Origin of the sequence: Gordonia sp. AC31 (assembly GCF_031844505.1) — a bacterium.
In the GTDB taxonomy this organism is placed as follows: Bacteria; Actinomycetota; Actinomycetes; order Mycobacteriales; family Mycobacteriaceae; genus Gordonia; species Gordonia hongkongensis.
This window is the reverse complement of sequence record NZ_JAUZVK010000006.1, coordinates 89,331-104,110: the sequence shown is the minus strand read 5'-3', so window position 1 is coordinate 104,110 and position 14,780 is coordinate 89,331. Positions and strand designations below refer to the sequence as shown.

The following is a 14,780-nucleotide window of genomic DNA, read 5'->3' as shown; positions in this document are numbered from 1 at the left end:
CGGAGATCCGATTTCGTCGATGCTGATCGGAGATCCGATTCCGTCGGTGCTGATCGCGCGGACACGACGTTTCGGCTTCGACCGCCGCGGGAATGCATACGAGCGTCCCGATAGGAGGTACGAGCGTGAGTGATCCGTCTGTGAACGACTTGTCGACCGTGCAACTCGTCGAACGTCTGCAACAGCAGACGACGACCCTGGTGAAGACCGAACTGCAGCACGCCGTCGCGGAGATGAAGGGCAAGGGCACCCGGATCGGGGTGGGTGCGGGGATTTCCGGCGCGGGCACGCTGCTGGTGTTGTTCGGCCTCGGCACGCTGGTCGCGGCGGCCGTGCTCGGACTGGCGAACGCCGTGCCGGCGTGGCTGGCAGCGGTGATCGTCGGCGTCGTGCTGCTGGTCATCGGCGGGGCCGCCGCGGCGATCGGCGCCAAGCGCGCGAAATCCGCTGTGCCCCCGGCACCGGAGCGAACCGTCGAGAGTGTCCAGCGTGACGTGGCGACTGTGAAGGAGCACCTGTAGATGAGCGAGACACATCCCGACCAGAATCCGACCGACGATCCGCCACCGATCGAACACCAGCGGGAGGAGCTGGCCGAGACGGTCGACGCTCTCGCGGCCAAGCTGGATGTCCCGGCGCGGGTGAACGAGGCGGCGTCGAAAACCGCGCATACCGCGCAGGTGAAGGCCCAGGAGAACCAGACCGTGTTGATCGGTGCGGCCGTCGCCGCGGTGGTGGCGCTGGGCGCGTTCATCGTGATCCGCCGCCGTCGTCGCTGACCGGCCGTCGTCGCTGAGAGTCCGCCGTAGGGCGGTTGTAGTCGAGCCAAGAGCAAGGAGCTGTCATGAGTGCCGTATCGAAGGCGATGTACAAACCGATGTCCCTCGCGACCAGCGTGCTCGGCGGTATCGCCGCCGGCGCGGTGTTCGGGCAGATCTGGAAGCGGATCTCCGACGACGAGTCGGCGCCCGATCCCAAGGATCTCGAGCGCAGCAACACCGAGGTTCTCGTGGCCGCCGCGCTGCAAGGACTCGTGTTCGGTCTCGTTCGCGCCGCCGTCGACCGCGCCGGAGCGCGCGGGTACCGGGCGGTGACCCACGAGAATCCGGAGTGACTCCCGGTAGACCTCGGTTGACACCCGAGTGAGACGAACCTATCGTTTCGTCTCATGGCCGAGGTTCTGCACGCTTCCCAGGACACCTGTCCCGTCGACGCCGCGTCGGCCGAGGCCACCTGCCCGGCCGGCGCGGCGTCGTCGGCGACACACGGCTACGAACCCCTTGGCCCGGATTCGCTGACCTGGCAGATCTGGGGGACCTGGACGGGGATGTTCCAAGGTCTGTGGGCCGGGTCGATCCAGAACATGCATCCCAAGCTGGGTGCGGCGGTGTGGGACCACTCGGACTTCTTCGGCGAACGGTGGCAGCGCCTGATGCGCTCCCTGTACCCGATCAGCGGCGTCGTCTTCGACTCCGTCATCCCGGGTGCCCGGACGGGGGAAGAGGTGCGCGACTACCACCTCACCGTCAAGGGCACCATGGAGGACGGGTCCCGCTATCACGCATTGGATCCCGACGTCTTCTACTGGGCCCACGCCACGTTCTGGTACGGCAACGTCCGACTGTGCGAACGCTTCGGCCCCTTCCTCACCGAGGACCAGAAGCGTCAGCTCTTCGAGGAGTCCAAAGCATGGTACGCCCAGTACGGCGTCTCCATGCGTCCCGTCCCGGAGACCTACGAGGACTTCCTGGAGTATTGGAACCACATGTGCCGCAACGTGCTTCGTGATCACGTGTCGGTCCGCACGGTCCTCGACATCACCCAGCTGCCGCCCCCGCCGTTCCTGAGCTTCATCCCGACGTGGCTGTGGGACCGGTACCTGGTGCCGCAGAACCAGAAACTGTTCATGTGGCTGACCACCGGGTTCTACGACGAGCCGATCCGCGAGATCCTCGGGCTCGAGTGGACCGACAAGGACGAACGTCGATTCCGTCTGGTGGGTAAGGGCATCAACCTCGTGATGCACAAGCTCCTACCCAAGCGGGCACTGCGCCACCCCCGACCGCGCGATGCGTGGGATCGCGTGCACGGCAAGGTCGCCGTGGATGCACCGATCGTGCACACGCCCAAACGCAATCTTCCGCCGGACACCGAACGCGACAACCCGATGCACTATTGCCCGGTGACAGCCGCGCGGCGAGCGTCGTACCCGGGTGTGCTCACTGCGGACTGAGACGCCCCGACCTGTCGTCTACTGCTGCCCCTGACTCCGGCGCATCGCCTGCCGGACGCGGCCCGCCTCACGACTGGCATGCGGATTGGGACGCCCCGCGCGCGAGCCGGCGAGCTTGGCGCCGATGTGCTCGCCGACGGTGATCGGCGAATAGCGACTGCCGGCTCCGACGCACGACGGCAGCGTCGTGATCATGGCGTCGAGGTTTCCGTCGTGGAAGTAGGCCGCCGATCGACGCCGCTCCACCGTGCCGTCGACAACCGGCGGCTTCACCCGATGCAGGGTCGACGTCCAGCGCTCGTTGGTCCAGCGCGCCATGAGGTCACCGAGGTTGATGAGCAGGGCACCGTCGGCGGGGGTCACGTCGTGCCATACACCGCCCTGGTCGAGGACCTGGAGACCCCTGACCTGGTCGGCCCACAGCACCGTCACGATGCCGTAGTCGGTGTGCTCCCCCATGCCGGTCAGCTCGCCGTCGAGTTCGATCTCGCCCGGGGGCAGGGCGTAGTTGTTCATCCGCAGCACGTCGAGCGAGTGGTCGGTGAATCCCTCGAAGAAGTCCGCGGGCAGGTCGAGGGCGTCGGCGAAGATCCTCGTCAGAGTGTGCGCGACGCGTCTGGCCTCGCCGAAGTACGCCGAGACCGCCGCCTGGAAGTGGGCGACCGCCGGCCAGGTGTTCGTCGCGTACTGGTCGGCCGGCAGGTCGAGTTCGGGGTACTGCGTCGCCTCGACACCGACGTTGAACGCCTCGAAGAAGTCGTTCATACGCCCTGCGGACTCGACGCCCAGCGACAGGGAGAGAGACTCCGACTTCGGTGGTGCGTATCCCCGGTTGATCTCGGGAGGCGTGCGGTAGGTCTTCTTCAGCTCGAGTGGAAGGGCGAAGAAGTCGTCCATGACCGCGGTGAACTCGTCGATCACCGCCGCCGGTATCTCGTGCCCCACGACCTGGATGAAGCCGACCGAACTCGCCGCGTCGTCGAACCTCGCCGCGACCACGGCCCGATCGGCGGGATCGCCGTTCCGCGTATACGGCGAGATGTCGATGAGCGGCACGTCGAATCCGGTGGCAGGGGCGGCGGTCATGGCGTCCATGGTGGCACCGATTGCGAGGCTGCGCTGGTCGGCGGAACCCGTTCTCAGGTCCGCTGACCGGCGCGATAGTGCACGAAGGCCGGGATCAGCAACGCCGCGATGATCGTCGCGATCACGACCGCGATGCCGCCGAATGCTGTCGCGGCGGCGACCCCGATCGAGGCGGCTGCGGCGCCATGGGCGACGTCGGCGATCCGCGGGCCGCCGGCCACCACCACGATGAACACACCCTGCAGCCGGCCACGGACCTCGTCGGTCGCGGCAGCCAGCAGGATGGTCTGGCGGAACGCCGCCGACGCCATGTCGGCCGCGCCGCCGATCATCAGCAGCACGACCGCCACGACGAGCATCGGCATGGCCGTACCGTCGGCGAACGACACCGCGATCCCGGTCCCGGTGATCGCGAGACCCCAGATGATGATGCACACGATGACGGCGAGACCCTGTCGCTGCACGCGCGCGACCCACCCCGAGAAGATCCCGCCGACGACGGCACCCGCGGCGATCGCCGTGAACAGCAGGGCGAAGGCGATCCCGCCGCCCTCGGGACCGCCGAAGTTCTCGTGGGCCATCTGCGGGAACAGTGCCCGCGGCATGCCGAAGATCATGGCGATGAGGTCGACGAGGAAGGACGCCAGGAGGATCTTGTGCCCGGCCAGGTACCGAAGGCCGTCGATGACCGAACGCAGTCCCGCGACCTTGGGCGCGGCGTCACTCTCCGGCCGCAGGGACGGCAGCATGATCACGGCGATGAGCGTCGGCAAGAGAAACAGGGTGTCCACGAAGTACAGCAGCGAGTACCCGAGCACCGGGATCAGCGACCCACCGACCAGCGGCCCGGCGATGGCACCCGCCTGCATGACCGTCATGTTCAACGACAGCGCGGCGGGCAGGTCCTTGGTGTCGAGCAGTCGTGGGAGCACCGCGGTCCGCGTCGGTTGGTTGACGGCGAAAAACGCCTGCTGAACAGCAAAGAGCACCAACACGATCCAGACATTCTGCCCGCCAACCGCGGCCTGGGCCCAGAACAGTGCACTGCAGACGATGAGACCGGTGGTCGTGATGATCAACAGGGTGCGGCGATCGACGACGTCGGCCAGCGCGCCGCCCCACAATCCGAAGACGACGAGCGGGACGAGGCCGAACACACCGGTCAGGCCGACATAGGCCGAACTGCCGGTGACCTCGTAGATCTGTGCCGGCACGGCGACCACGCTCAGCTGTGCGCCGATCACGGTCACGATGTTCGCCAGCCACAGCCGCCGGAAGTACTGGTTGCGCAGGGGCGCGGTGTCGGCGAGGAGGCGGGGCATTTCCATGATGCTAGGACCGCCCGCCGACGTCCGGCCACGCAGGCACTCCACAAGGCCGCCTGTGGACAGTGCCGTCGCATGGTCGCTGCCCTCCGCTATGGTCATTCCGCCCGAGGCGCACCTTGCACCTTGGTCGGGGCTCGGAGAAGGGGATGCACATGGGTGTTCGACGCTGGATGACGGTGGTGACGGTCGCGGTGGCCGTCGTACTCGGCCTCGCGGTTCCGGGGACGGCACAGGCCGGTCCGCGGTATCCGACGGCCGGCGATCGCATCACGGTGCAGGTCGCGTCGGATCAGCAGAGCGCGTACGGCTTCTGGTGGGTCGACGGTCACAACCGGATGTCACCTCGCGGGGGACGCGTGGGCATGAACCTGCGCGACTACGATCCGAAGACCCGGTTGTGGTCGACCACAACCACTTTCACCTCGCACATGCAGCGACAGCAGACAGCCGCGAACATCACGTCGTGGGGCGGTTATGCCCGGTGCACGATCTGGGTGAACGGCGTACGCGTCGCGCACCATGTGTATCGGGCACCGATCTTCGCCCAGGCGCAGTGCGGCATCGCCAGACTCGACCCGAACCGCCTCGACTACCGCTGACGGCCCGCCGAAGGGGTGTCGACACTCAGGGTTGCAGCCGTTCCGCGCGCCAGGAGTGATCGACGTGGGTCAGCCGAACCCGGTTGTGCAGGCGGTTCGCTCGCCCCTGCCAGAACTCGACCTCGACCGGGACGATGCGGTACCCACCCCAATTGGACGGGACCGGGACCTCGGCACCCTCGTCGAACCCGCCGTAGGCCTCGGCGAGTTCGGCGGCCTTCTGCTCGAGTTCGACGCGGCTGCCGATGGGCCGTGATTGCTCGGACGCGGCCGCCGAGAGCTGCGAACCGCGGGGTCGGAGCTCCCAGTACGCCTGGATCTCCAGGGCGCTGACGTGTTCGACCGGTCCGCGGAAGTGGACCTGCCGTTCCAGTGCGATCCAGGGAAACGTCACCGAGGCATACGGATTCGCGGCCAGGTGCCGGCCTTTGTCGGACTCGTACCCGGTGAAGAAGACAACGCCGTTCGCGTCGACCCCCTTGCACAGGACGGTGCGGGTCGACGGCCTGCCCTCGGCGTCGGCGGTGCCGAGGACCATCGCGTTGGGCTCGGCGATCCGGGCGTCGACGGCTTCGCGGAGCCAGACGTGGAAGAGATCGAGCCACGGCGGGTCGCCCCGCAGCCAGCTCGGGTCGAGGTTCTCGCGGATGCCGTCGGCACCGGCGGCGCGGTCGCCCTCGCCGATGTTCGGTGGGATGCCGCCGCCGTATCCGACGCGCATGTTCGGCAGGTCGATGGGGTCGCGCGACTCGTCCAGCACTTTCCTGACGCTACTCCGACCGTGCTCGTTACTCCGGGGTACACGCGGGGCGTCGTGCTGATCTACAGTTCGTCGTGGATTGCATCCCCGTGGATGCACGACACGGACGTCGAGTGAGGTGGGTTGCCATGGCCAACACTGTTCCCGAGGATTTCGTCGCCGGACTCGAGGGCGTGGTGGCCTTCACGACCGACATCGCCGAACCGGACAAGAACGGCGGCAACCTCCGCTACCGCGGCGTCGACATCGAGGACCTGGTCGAGAACAAGGTGACCTTCGCCGACGTGTGGGCCCTCCTGGTCGACGGCAGGTTCGGCGACGGCCTGCCGCCGGCCGAACCGTTCCCGCTGCCGATCCACACCGGTGACGTGCGCGTCGACGTCCAGGCCGCGCTCGCCATGCTCGCCCCGATCTGGGGTTACCAGCCGCTGCTCGACATCGACGACGAAACCGCCCGCGACAACCTCGCCCGCGCGTCGGTGATGGCGTTGTCGTACGTGGCGCAGTCCGCGCGCGGCATCCACCAGCCCGCGGTCCCCCAGCACGTCATCGACGAATGCGACACCGTCACCGCACGTTTCATGACCCGCTGGAAGGGCGACCCCGATCCCCGGCACATCGCCGCGATCGACGCCTACTGGGTCAGCGCCGCCGAGCACGGCATGAACGCGTCGACGTTCACCGCACGGGTGATCGCCTCCACCGGAGCCGATGTCGCGGCCTCGCTGTCGGGCGCGATCGGCGCCATGTCCGGCCCCCTCCACGGCGGCGCCCCCGCGCGCGTGCTGCCGATGATCGAGGAGGTCGAGAACACCGGCGACGCACGAGGACTCGTGAAGGGGATCCTCGACCGCAAGGAGAAGCTCATGGGCTTCGGGCATCGCGTCTACCGCGCCGAGGACCCGCGTGCCCGCGTGCTCCGCCGCACCGCCCAGGAATTGGGCGTCCCCCGCTTCGAGATCGCCGCCGCACTCGAGCAGGCCGCGCTCACCGAACTCCGGGAACGACGCCCCGACCGCGCCATCGAGACCAACGTCGAGTTCTGGGCGGCGGTCATCCTCGACTTCGCCGAGGTGCCGACGCACATGATGCCGGCGATGTTCACCTGCGGCCGGACCGCCGGCTGGTGTGCGCACATCCTCGAGCAGAAGCGCCTCGGCAAGCTGGTCCGCCCGGCCGCGATCTACACCGGCCCGAGCCCCCGTCGCCCCGAGGACGTCGAGGGCTGGGGTGACGTCGTGAAGCCGGGCCTGTAGGTCCGTTCCACCAGAATCGCTACTTCCCCCACAGATTCGCTATTCACAGATAGCGAATCTGTGGTCGAGGTAGCGACCCTGTGGAGGCCAATCGGCTGTGGACAACGTCTGAGTGAATTCCACAGGGACGCCGAGGCACCCGCAATCGGACCGGGGCGGCCTCACCATCGAGCGCATGCCCGACAATCACGTGATCCGACGGTCCGCTCTCGCAGCCCGTCTCGGCGAGGACGAGATCCGGTTGCGTCAGGAGACTGGCGCGCTGCGGAGCGTATGGCGAGGTGCGGTGCACCTCGGACCCGCGCCCGACGACGAGCTCGAACGCTATCGCCTGAAGATCCGCGGCGCCGTGGCCGTCGGCGGGAACGGACGCGTGGTCAGCCACGAGTCCGCCGCCGCGCTCCACGGCATCCCCCTCCTCCGACCGGACATGACCACAGTCCACTTCACCTCGTCCAAGACCGGTCGTACCGGGGACAAGATCCACATACACCGCGACAACCTGCCGGACGAGCAGGTGATGTCCGTCGACAACGTCCGGGTGACGACGCCGGCCCGCACGGTCGCCGACGTGGCCCGCCTGGGGACGTTCGAACAGGCAGTCTGCTGCCTCGACAGTGGTCTCCGCTCCGGCATCACACACGCCGAGATCCAGGCCGTCGTGGCGTCGAGCATCAAGATGAAGGGCATCCGACAACTGCGTCAGGCGCTCTCGATGGCCGACGCACGATCCGAAAGCGTAGGCGAATCCTTCAGCCGCGCAACGATGATCGCCGTCGGACTCCCGCTCCCCGACCTCCAGGTGACCATCCTCGACGGCGACGGCAGGTTCGTTGCCCGCGGCGACTTCGGCTGGGACGACAAGGTCATCGGCGAGTTCGACGGCAAGGTCAAGTACTCGGGACAGTTCGGCACGCCAGCGTCGGAAACGGTGGTCGACGAGAAACGACGTGAAGACGCCATCCGGCGAACGGGGCGGCTCGTCGTGCGGTGGACGTGGCAGGATCTCCTGGACCCGCATCACTTCCGTGGCCTCATCACAGATGCCCTCCGCGATGCGGGACTCGTCTGACGTGCCCGCCCCAGAAGCCCTACTCGACCCAGAGGTGCGCTACTTCCAGGTAGCGCACCTTTCGATGAAACAGCGATTCTGCATGGGGCCACCGGCGCAGAGATCGCCGCTGCACCACCCGGCTGCCGACACCTAACCCGAGGCGCCCCCACAGGTGGCGAGGGCCACTCCCTAGAATTGCCGTCATGAGCGAAGCCGCCACCGCATCCATCACCCTGCCCGCCGAGCTGCTGCCGTCGGACGGCCGCTTCGGTTGCGGGCCGTCGAAGGTTCGCCCCGAGCAGTTGCAGTCCCTCGTCGACACCGGCGCGTCGGTGTTCGGCACCAGCCACCGTCAGGCACCAGTGAAGAACGTCGTCGGCTCGATCCGCGAGGGTCTGTCGAACCTGTTCTCGCTGCCCGAGGGCTACGAGGTCGTGATCTCCAACGGCGGCACCACGGCATTCTGGGACGCCGCGGCGTTCGGCCTGATCAAGCAGCGTTCGCTGCACCTCACCTATGGCGAGTTCTCGTCGAAGTTCGCGACGGTCTCGAAGAAGGCCCCCTTCCTCGACTCCCCCGCAGTCATCTCGACCGACCCCGGCACCGCGCCCGACCCGGCCGCGCTGACCGTCGACGACTTCGGCGGCGTCGACCTCATCGGCTGGGCACACAACGAGACCTCGACGGGCGTCGCGGTGCCCGTCGTCCGTCCCGCCGGTTCGGATGACGCGCTCATCGCCATCGACGCCACCTCGGGTGCGGGCGGCCTGCCCGTCAACGTCGCCGACGCCGACGTCTACTACTTCGCGCCGCAGAAGTGCTTCGCCGCCGACGGCGGGCTCTGGGTCGCGCTGATGAGCCCGCGCGCGCTCGCACGCATCGCCGAGATCGCCGAGACTGATCGCTGGTGCCCGGAGTTCCTGTCGCTGCCGACCGCCGTCGACAACAGCAGCAAGAACCAGACCTACAACACCCCGGCCGTCGGATCGCTGCTGCTGTTCGCCAACCAGATCGAGTGGATGAACAACAACGGCGGCCTCGACTGGTGCGTCTCGCGCACCGCCGATTCCAGCTCGCGTCTCTACCAGTGGGCCGAGGCCAGCGACTTCGCGACGCCGTTCGTCAGCGAGGTGGCCAACCGCAGCCAAGTGGTCGGCACCATCGACTTCAACGACGATGTCGACGCCGCGGCCGTCGCGAAGATCCTTCGCGCGCACGGGGTCGTCGACACCGAGCCGTACCGCAAGCTCGGCCGGAACCAGCTGCGCATCGGCATGTTCCCGGCCATCGAGCCGGAGGACGTCAGCAAGCTCACCCAGTGCATCGACTACATCGTCGAGCGCCTCTGATCGCCTCCTCGACAACTCGTCGCCGGCGCGCCGCACAGATCGTTGCGGCGCGCCGGTGGCGCTTCACCGAACCGGTAGCCTGGTTCCCACAGACCACATACGACGCATCGATCGCTGGCGTCGCTTGCGCCCCACGCGTGCTGAACTGCGGTTTTGCCGCGTGTCCCACAGTGAACCGGCAGATCGGTGAGTTAATGTGACCCCAATGCGTGCACCGACCGGAGGAGGAGCAGATGCGTGAGCTCCGCGTCGTCGGGGTGGAAACCGACGGCTCCCATGTCATCTGCCAGGACCCGCAATCGGGCGAGAAATTCCGCATCGCCTCCGACGAACGCCTCCGCGCCGCCGCCCGCGGCGACATCTCACGACTGGGACAGATCGAGATCGAGATGGAGAGTGCATTGCGGCCACGCGAAATCCAGGCACGAATCCGAGCGGGTGCAACCGTCGCCGAGGTGGCGGCCGCAGCCGGGGTGGGTGTGGACAAGATCGAACGCTTCGCCCACCCGGTCCTCCTCGAGCGCAGCCGCGCCACCGAACTCGCCGGCGCCGCGCATCCCATCCGCCATGACGGCCCGGCAGTGGCGACACTGGTCGAGTCGGTCGCCGAGGGACTCCTCGCCTACGGCCAGAATCCCAACGACGCCGACTGGGACGCATGGAAGGGCGACGACGGGTACTGGGTGGTCCAGGTCGCGTGGAGCGTCGGACGCACCGACAACCTGGCGCACTGGCGCTACCAGCCGGGATCGCACGGTGGCAGCGTCGACCCGCTCGACGACCTGGCCGACGAACTCACCCATCCCGAGACCATCGCGCCCCGTCGTCGGCTGACCCCGGTCGCCACCCCCGAAGTCGCTGTCGAGACGACGCCGGACGGACGCGAAGAGGTCACCATCGACGCGGCCTCGATCATCGGTGCGCAGCGCGCCCGGCACGACCGCCGCACCGCGGCCGAGGACGACGGCGCCGTGCCGTTCGACTTCGGATTCGACGACGAGCCGTCCGCCGCCACCGCCGAAGCCCCGGACACGGACGACACGGCGGCCACGCCCACCGCCGACGACGCCGACGCCGACGAATCGGTGCCCGCACCGTCGTCCGGCCCCGAACGTCCACGCCGCAAGAAGGCACGTAAACCGGCGGTCCCGGCGTGGGAGGATGTCCTGCTCGGCGTGCGCAGCAACGGGAACAGCTGAGTGTCCTCCGCGCGCGCGGCCACGGTCTGGTTCATCGACACCGACGACCCGGCCGCGATTCTCCGCTCGCGTCCGGCCAACGACTCCCAGCACGCCCAGCAGGTCGCGACGACCGTCTTCGGTGACAGCGTCCTGGTCCCGCTCGTCGACACCGATCTCGCGTCCGCTGCCGCGGTCCGCGACACCCACGTCTACGCCGGGTTCTACGGCCCGCTCACCGTCGTGTCGTGTTCGCTGTTCGAGACGACCACGCCGTCGACGCTGACCCGCGCGCTCGCACGGATCCGCCCCAGCGCGACCACGACCCTCCTCTACACCGAGCCCGACTCCTCACTCGGAGTGTTCGCCCGGTGGGAGTCGGGGACGCTCCGACGCTCCTTCGCCGCCGACCCGGTCACCATCCACGAGGACCACGGCCTGCCGTTCACGTTCGAGAAGCCGTTCTGGGGTGGCGAACACCCGCTCAGCCACGCCGAGGGCGTGCCCACCGCACCCATGTCGCTCCCCTTCCATCCCGCGCACCTCGCCGAGGAATCGAACCGTGCGTGGCTCGGGTTCCGCTACACCCACCCGCTCGCGGAGTCCGACCTCGACCCGGCCCAGATCACCGTCACCTGCTTCGCGTTGCACCCGACCGAATACGAACCGACCGCGGCCGACTACGAGAACTACCGCGCCGCAACGGCTTCGCGCGCCCGGGAGCGGACGGGATCGCCCGGTCAAGACGCTCGCAAGCGCGGGCGTATCCGCGAGTACTTCGGGTTCTAGGGTGCGGGGCGTCCCAGCGCCAGCAGCGCGATCGACGACGCGACCCCGGCGAGGAAGCCGAGAAGCAGTCCCCACACGACCCACCGCCACACGGGCCGCGCCCGGAACTCCCAGAGGGTCCATCCGAGTCCGCCCGCGACGACCAATACGGCGGCGATCCCGAGGAACCGCAGGATCTCGCCGATGAGCAGGTAGACGCCGACCAAGACGAATGCGGCGAACAGCGCGCACGAGGCACCGACGATCAGCCCCAGGGCCCACGGCGTCGGTTCGACACCCTCCCGCTCGACGGTCACGATCCCATGGTGCCCGACCGGGCGCGCTCGTAGAACGCAACGGCCGCAGCGGTCGCCACGTTCAGCGAGTCGGTGCCCCGGCTCATCGGGATGCGCGCCTTCACGTCGGTGGCCGCCATCGCCGACGCGGTGAGACCGGGGCCCTCCGCACCGACCAGGAAGCCGACCTTCTCGGCGGTGACGGCTTCGGCCAGGGTCACGGCGGCGGGATCGGGCGTCAACGAGACCAGCTGGAAGTCGCGTTCCCGCACCACGTCCAGGCCGCGCGGCCAGTCGTCGAATCTCGCGAACGGCACGAGCAGTGCATGGCCCATCGACACCCGCACGCATCGGCGGTACAGCGGGTCGGCGCAACCCTGACCGAAAAGCACTGCGTCGACACCCAATCCGGCGGCGTTGCGGAAGATCGACCCGATGTTCTCGTGGTCGTTCACACCTTCGAGGATCGCAACGGTCCGCGCGCTCTCGAGGACCTCCGGCACCGTGAGCACGGGCGGTCGGCGCGACACGGCGAGCACGCCGCGGTTGAGGTGGAAGCCGACGATCTCGGCCATGACCTCGGCGGTGGCGCGGAAGAACGGGACACCGGCCAGCCCGGGATCACGGAGATCGGCGTCGAGCTCGTCGAGGCGTTTCGCGACACCGAGGAAGGCGTGGGTCGCGAACCGTGACGCGATCATCCGCTGGGCGACGAGAACACCTTCGGCGATGACCAGACCGCGGCCCGGGCGCCCGCCGGGCAGAACCGGGAGATCGGGCCGGCGGTCGACGGAGTTGAGGTCGCGGAAGTCGTCGACGCGCGGGTCCTCCGGGTCGTCGATGTCGATCACGTTCACTGCGAGCCCGGGCACCGCAACAGTCTGCCACCCGGACGAAACCGGCAGCGCACGGGTGTGAAACTGTGGAGGGCGTGACCAGCGATTCGACTCCGATGTCACGTCTGTCCCTCGCCCGCGCCACCGACGCGGACTGGGCCGACATCATCACCACCGATGCCCGCGCGTTCGCCATGCGCAACCCGCTGCCCGACGACGAGGTCGCCGATCTACGCGGCAAGGTCGCCGACGACGACGTCGTACTGGTGCGCGACACCGGGTTGGACAGGCGGCCCCTCGTCGGGGTGGCGATGTTCTACCGGATGTCGATGTCACTGCCCGGCGGTGGCGTGTCCGACGCGGCCGGACTGTCGTGGGTCTCGGTGGCGTCGACCCACCGGCGGCGTGGCATCCTCCGCCGCATGCTCACCGAACTCGTCGAGCAGTGGGAATCGGAGAAGTACACCTTCGGAATCCTCACCGCGAGTGAGGGCACCATCTACGAACGCTTCGGCTTCGGACCGGCATGCTTCGCGAACTCGGTGTCGCTGAGCCCGGGCGCGGAGATGCGCGCGGCCCAGCCCGACGATGCCACCGTCCGGTATGCCGACGCCGACGCGGTGGCCGCCGCGATCCCCGACCTCCACGCACGGTGGACGCTGACCACCCCGGGCGCGCTCACCCGCACCCCCGCCTGGTGGAATCCCATCCTGGCCGACCGGGCGTCGGAGCGGCCGCTGTCGGCGAGCGGTCTGCACTACCTGCTGCACGCCGACGGCTACGCGAGCTACCGCATCTACAAGGACGAGACCGGCGCGGTGCGCGGCGAGGTCAACGAGGTCTTCGCGGTCACCGACGACGCACACACCGATCTGTGGCGCGTCCTGATCAGCCTCGACCTCATCCCCTCGCTCACCGCGACCATCCCGGTCGACGACCCGCTGTCGCAGAAACTCGTGAATCCGCGGTCGGTGTCGGTCACCGGGACCGCCGACACGATGTGGCTGCGCATCCTCGACGTCCCAGCCGCCCTCGGCGCCCGTCACTATGCCGCCGACCTGGACGCCGTGATCGAGGTGACCGACGAATTCCGCGGGCACGGAGGCGTTTTCGACATCTCGGTACGCGAGGGCGGGGCGATCGTCGCGCCGGCGAAGTCGGGAGCGACGCCCACCGTCTCGCTCGACATCTCGGTGTTGTCGAGCATCTATCTCGGCGGGATCCGGCCCTCGGCCTTCGCGGCGGCGGGACGCCTGCGCGTCGACTCCCCGGCGACGCTGCGCGCGCTGGACCACGCGTTCATGACCGACCGCGCCCCCTTCTCGGGCACGTTCTTCTGACCCTTCGAGACGTCCCTCCGCAAGCTCCGGGACTCCTCAGGGAGCGGTGAGACGTCCCTCCGCAAGCTCCGGGACTCCTCAGGGAGCGGAGAGACGTCCCTCCGCAAGCTCCGGGACTCCTCAGGGAGCGGAGAGACGTCCCTCCGCAAGCTCCGGGACTCCTCAGGGAGCGGGATCAGATCGCGCGTGAGCGCGGGACGTCGGTGTCGGCCTGCCCGAGGATCTTGTTGGCGATGCGCACGGCCTCGCGCAGGATGTCCCGCTCCTCGGCGGACAGTTCCGCGAGGCGGTCGCTCAACCATGCCTTGCGGGCGAGTTCGTCGGTCACGACTTCGACGCCTTCCGGGGACAACGTCACGATGGCCTGACGGCCGTCGGTGGGATGGGGTTCGCGCTTGATCATCCCGAGATCCGACAGCGAGGCGATGACCCTGGTCATCGACGGCGGGCGAACCCGCTCGGCGGCCGCGAGCGCACCTGGTGTCATCGGGCCCTCGTGGTGCAGCGTGTTGAGGGCGGACAGCTGAGTGAGCGAGACCAGCTTGTTCTCCCGCCGACCTCGGAGTCGGCGCGCCAGGCGCACCACGGCGAGGGACAGGTCGCCGGACAGACTTCCGTCACCATAAGGTGCATGCATTGCCAAATCGTAGGCCAGGAAATCGGCCTCGCTGCCCGTCCGCGACGAAATTGAACCGGG

17 protein-coding genes are annotated in these 14,780 nt (G+C 68.4%); 11 read left to right on the top strand and 6 right to left on the bottom strand.

Going from position 1 to position 14,780, the window contains the following annotated elements; all coding sequences use genetic code 11:
* Nucleotides 1-125: 125 nt before the first annotated feature.
* From Q9R39_RS09445 to Q9R39_RS09430, 4 genes are all read left to right on the top strand, one after another.
* Nucleotides 126-521 carry a phage holin family protein gene (locus Q9R39_RS09445; protein ID WP_035718303.1) on the top strand — a complete coding sequence of 132 codons (396 nt, stop codon included), beginning with the start codon at nucleotides 126-128 and terminating at the stop codon, nucleotides 519-521.
* Nucleotides 522-779, top strand: coding sequence for a DUF3618 domain-containing protein (locus Q9R39_RS09440; protein ID WP_058251594.1), 258 nt, complete (start codon nucleotides 522-524; stop codon nucleotides 777-779).
* A 65-nt stretch (nucleotides 780-844) separates the two neighbouring features.
* The gene (locus Q9R39_RS09435; protein WP_058251595.1) at nucleotides 845-1,114 is read left to right on the top strand and encodes a DUF4235 domain-containing protein; all 270 of its coding nucleotides are present in this window, start codon (nucleotides 845-847) and stop codon (nucleotides 1,112-1,114) included.
* A 54-nt stretch (nucleotides 1,115-1,168) separates the two neighbouring features.
* The gene (locus Q9R39_RS09430) at nucleotides 1,169-2,233 is read left to right on the top strand and encodes an oxygenase MpaB family protein (RefSeq protein ID WP_311277388.1); all 1,065 of its coding nucleotides are present in this window, start codon (nucleotides 1,169-1,171) and stop codon (nucleotides 2,231-2,233) included.
* Between the two features lie 18 nt (nucleotides 2,234-2,251).
* Here Q9R39_RS09430 and Q9R39_RS09425 read toward each other — a convergent pair whose 3' ends face one another.
* On the bottom strand, nucleotides 2,252-3,328 hold the full coding sequence (locus tag Q9R39_RS09425) for an isopenicillin N synthase family oxygenase (RefSeq protein ID WP_078113448.1): 1,077 nt from the start codon (nucleotides 3,326-3,328) through the stop codon (nucleotides 2,252-2,254).
* Nucleotides 3,329-3,372: 44 nt separating this feature from the next.
* Nucleotides 3,373-4,641 (bottom strand): MFS transporter, encoded by a 1,269-nt coding sequence (locus tag Q9R39_RS09420; protein ID WP_311277387.1) that lies wholly within the window; start codon nucleotides 4,639-4,641, stop codon nucleotides 3,373-3,375.
* Between the two features lie 158 nt (nucleotides 4,642-4,799).
* Here Q9R39_RS09420 and Q9R39_RS09415 point away from each other — a divergent pair, with 158 nt between their 5' ends.
* On the top strand, nucleotides 4,800-5,246 hold the full coding sequence (locus tag Q9R39_RS09415; protein ID WP_311277386.1) for a hypothetical protein: 447 nt from the start codon (nucleotides 4,800-4,802) through the stop codon (nucleotides 5,244-5,246).
* Nucleotides 5,247-5,271: 25 nt separating this feature from the next.
* Here the strand turns inward: Q9R39_RS09415 and pdxH are convergent, their stop codons facing one another.
* On the bottom strand, nucleotides 5,272-5,967 hold the full coding sequence (gene pdxH, locus Q9R39_RS09410) for a pyridoxamine 5'-phosphate oxidase (protein WP_396275653.1): 696 nt from the start codon (nucleotides 5,965-5,967) through the stop codon (nucleotides 5,272-5,274).
* A 167-nt stretch (nucleotides 5,968-6,134) separates the two neighbouring features.
* On the opposite strand from pdxH, the gene Q9R39_RS09405 reads away from it, so the two are divergent.
* From Q9R39_RS09405 to Q9R39_RS09385, 5 genes are all read left to right on the top strand, one after another.
* The gene (locus Q9R39_RS09405; protein WP_165630399.1) at nucleotides 6,135-7,262 is read left to right on the top strand and encodes a citrate synthase 2; all 1,128 of its coding nucleotides are present in this window, start codon (nucleotides 6,135-6,137) and stop codon (nucleotides 7,260-7,262) included.
* Nucleotides 7,263-7,437: 175 nt separating this feature from the next.
* Complete coding sequence (locus tag Q9R39_RS09400; protein WP_277242606.1) at nucleotides 7,438-8,334, top strand: hypothetical protein; 897 nt, start codon at nucleotides 7,438-7,440, stop codon at nucleotides 8,332-8,334.
* A 185-nt stretch (nucleotides 8,335-8,519) separates the two neighbouring features.
* The gene (gene serC, locus Q9R39_RS09395; RefSeq protein WP_311277384.1) at nucleotides 8,520-9,665 is read left to right on the top strand and encodes a phosphoserine transaminase; all 1,146 of its coding nucleotides are present in this window, start codon (nucleotides 8,520-8,522) and stop codon (nucleotides 9,663-9,665) included.
* A gap of 233 nt (nucleotides 9,666-9,898) precedes the next feature.
* The gene (gene sepH / locus Q9R39_RS09390; RefSeq protein ID WP_311277383.1) at nucleotides 9,899-10,864 is read left to right on the top strand and encodes a septation protein SepH; all 966 of its coding nucleotides are present in this window, start codon (nucleotides 9,899-9,901) and stop codon (nucleotides 10,862-10,864) included.
* On the top strand, nucleotides 10,865-11,632 hold the full coding sequence (locus tag Q9R39_RS09385; RefSeq protein ID WP_311277382.1) for a DUF6928 family protein: 768 nt from the start codon (nucleotides 10,865-10,867) through the stop codon (nucleotides 11,630-11,632).
* Here Q9R39_RS09385 and Q9R39_RS09380 read toward each other — a convergent pair.
* Both Q9R39_RS09380 and Q9R39_RS09375 read right to left on the bottom strand, forming a co-directional pair.
* A complete protein-coding gene (locus Q9R39_RS09380) occupies nucleotides 11,629-11,928 on the bottom strand; it encodes a DUF2537 domain-containing protein (protein WP_058251607.1) in 300 nt (99 codons plus the stop codon). The genes Q9R39_RS09385 and Q9R39_RS09380 overlap by 4 nt on opposite strands.
* A complete protein-coding gene (locus Q9R39_RS09375; RefSeq protein WP_211540756.1) occupies nucleotides 11,925-12,779 on the bottom strand; it encodes an RNA methyltransferase in 855 nt (284 codons plus the stop codon). Before Q9R39_RS09375 ends, Q9R39_RS09380 begins: the two co-directional genes overlap by 4 nt.
* An 80-nt stretch (nucleotides 12,780-12,859) precedes the next feature.
* Here Q9R39_RS09375 and Q9R39_RS09370 point away from each other — a divergent pair, with 80 nt between their 5' ends.
* Complete coding sequence (locus tag Q9R39_RS09370) at nucleotides 12,860-14,083, top strand: GNAT family N-acetyltransferase (RefSeq protein ID WP_311277442.1); 1,224 nt, start codon at nucleotides 12,860-12,862, stop codon at nucleotides 14,081-14,083.
* A gap of 175 nt (nucleotides 14,084-14,258) precedes the next feature.
* Here the strand turns inward: Q9R39_RS09370 and Q9R39_RS09365 are convergent, their stop codons facing one another.
* Nucleotides 14,259-14,720 (bottom strand): MarR family transcriptional regulator, encoded by a 462-nt coding sequence (locus Q9R39_RS09365; protein WP_311277381.1) that lies wholly within the window; start codon nucleotides 14,718-14,720, stop codon nucleotides 14,259-14,261.
* Between the last annotated feature and the right edge of the window lie 60 nt (nucleotides 14,721-14,780).